The sequence below is a fragment of the Micrococcus sp. HMSC31B01 genome, assembly GCF_001816085.1.
Taxonomy (GTDB): domain Bacteria; phylum Actinomycetota; class Actinomycetes; order Actinomycetales; family Micrococcaceae; genus Micrococcus; species Micrococcus luteus.
The window spans coordinates 1-1,925 of the sequence record NZ_KV825341.1; the positions used below are offsets into that span (position 1 = coordinate 1).

Sequence of the window (1,925 nt, forward strand, 5' to 3'; positions counted from 1 at the left end):
CCCGCCCACGCGCAGATCACGTGCCCCAGCACGAGCGCCTCGAGTTCCACCTCGAGCGGCATCGTGGCCCCGGCCACGGCCTGCACGGCCCACATGCTCGGCCCGGCGACGGCGGCCGCCCCGCCGATGCGGGAGCCGCGCAGCACGGAGCCGTCCACGTACACGTCCGTCACGTCCGCCTCGTCCGCGAACGTGAGGCTGTGGGTCACCCCGGGCAGGTTGCGGCGCAGGAAGCGGTCCGTGCGGCGGCGGGAGAGGAAGACGCCGGAGGAGCGGCGCAGCGCGTCCTCCTCCTCCTGGGCGGCCTCGATGGCCTCGAGCGGGATCCGGGCCGCGCCCGTCTGGGCGACCGTCTCCGGGTCCACGTCCGGCAGCAGGTAGCTGGAGCGCTGCGTGCCCACGGGGGACTCGTCGAGCCGGTAGGAGACCACGCGCGTGTCCACGGGGGCGAGGACCTCGAGCAGAGAGAGCAGCTCGGCGTCCCGGTCCGAGCGCAGCCGCACGATCACCGGGCGCTCTGGCGGCAGGTCGACGGTGACGGTGGACCAGAAGGCGCTCAGATGCGCCGTGCCGACCATCCCGGTGTAGACGTGGCCGCGGACGTCGTCGCCGAGCTCGCGCAGCTCGAGCTCGCGGGCCACGTAGACGATGCCCCCCGTCGTCGGATGCAGGTCCAGGCGGAGGGCGGGGCCGTGGTCCACGCCGGGCAGCATGGCCAGCGGGCTGGCCACCACGCGGACGCCGTCCCGGCGGATCCGGGTGCGCGGCGGGGAGGGACGGGGCACGACGGGGCCGGTGCGCGTGAGGTCGACGCCGTTCCGGTCCCGCGGGGTGCCCCGAGGCCGGCGGGCACGGACCACGCGCAGCGGGCGGTGCTGCTCCTCCGCCTTGGCGCCCGGGCCACGGAAGTCCCAGCCCACGTCGACGAGCGCCGCGGGGTGTGCGGGCTCGACGTCGTGATGCAGCGTCCGGTCCACGACCGTCCGCGGGTGGTTGATCCGTGCTCCCATGGCTTCGCCGGCTGTGTCGAAGGGGACCGCGCCGGAACTGTGAGCCGGGTCCGGCGGGCCATGCTGGTCCTGCGGCGGTCGGGCGGGATCGCCGTGGACGAAGGGGACGACCCGTCCCGACCTGTTCTGCTCTGGGCGACCTTACCGAGCGCACCTGTGAGGAGGCAGGTCTCCTCTCCTCGGCCTCCCGCGCGGCGGCGCCGGACGGGGGCTCAGAGCGGGTCCGTGCGGTGCCGCTGCACGTCCGGGCCGGTCGGCACGCCGAGCGCCTGCGCCTGCGCGCGCTGCTGCCGCAGGGACACGGTGCCCAGCAGCAGCGCCAGGGCCCGCTCCCCGTCCTCCGGGGTGTCCGCCGCCTCGGTGAGCAGACGGTGCAGGCCGAGACCGCCCAGCCCGAGCGCGAGGGCGGAGAGCACCACGTCCGCCCCGTCCCGGTGCCGCAGCAGGGCGGCCTCCGCGGCCTCGGCGCAGCCCGCCAGGTCCGTGACGCGGCGGGCGCGCACGGTCTCCTCCGCCTCGGCGACGATCCGGTCCGCCACCCGCGCCAGCAGCGACTGCTTGTCCGGCACGTGCCAGTACAGCGCGGAGGCCTGCACGCCCAGCACCCCGGCCACGCGCCGCATGGACAGGTCGCCCATGCCGAAGTCCTGCAGGATCCCGACGGCCGCGTCCACCACGTCCTGGGCGGTCAGCCGGGGGCGGGGTGCGGGCGGGGTCATGCCTGAGAGGCTACCGCCGGCCGTCCTCCTCCGCCGCGATGCGTCCCCCCGCGCCGAGGCGCACGGTGCGGTCGGCCATCACGGCGGCCTCCGCGAGGTCGTGGGTGACGACGACGCCGGTCGTCCCCGCCGCCCGCAGCACCGCCCGGATGTCCTCGGCCAGGCGCCGGCGCAGGTCCGCGTCGAGCGCGGACAG

General features: G+C 76.5%; 2 protein-coding genes and 1 pseudogene. All 3 read right to left on the minus strand.

All coding sequences use genetic code 11. The features are described from left to right. Positions 1-1,010: ribonuclease H family protein (locus HMPREF3105_RS10525; RefSeq protein ID WP_070709546.1), on the minus strand; the 1,010-nt coding region annotated here is incomplete at its 3' end. A 212-nt stretch (positions 1,011-1,222) separates the two neighbouring features. Next, entirely contained in the window at positions 1,223-1,729 is a 507-nt protein-coding gene (locus HMPREF3105_RS10530; RefSeq protein WP_070709548.1) for a TetR family transcriptional regulator, read from the minus strand. A 10-nt stretch (positions 1,730-1,739) separates the two neighbouring features. Then, a pseudogene (locus tag HMPREF3105_RS10535) lies at positions 1,740-1,925 on the minus strand (ABC transporter ATP-binding protein); the annotation flags it as partial.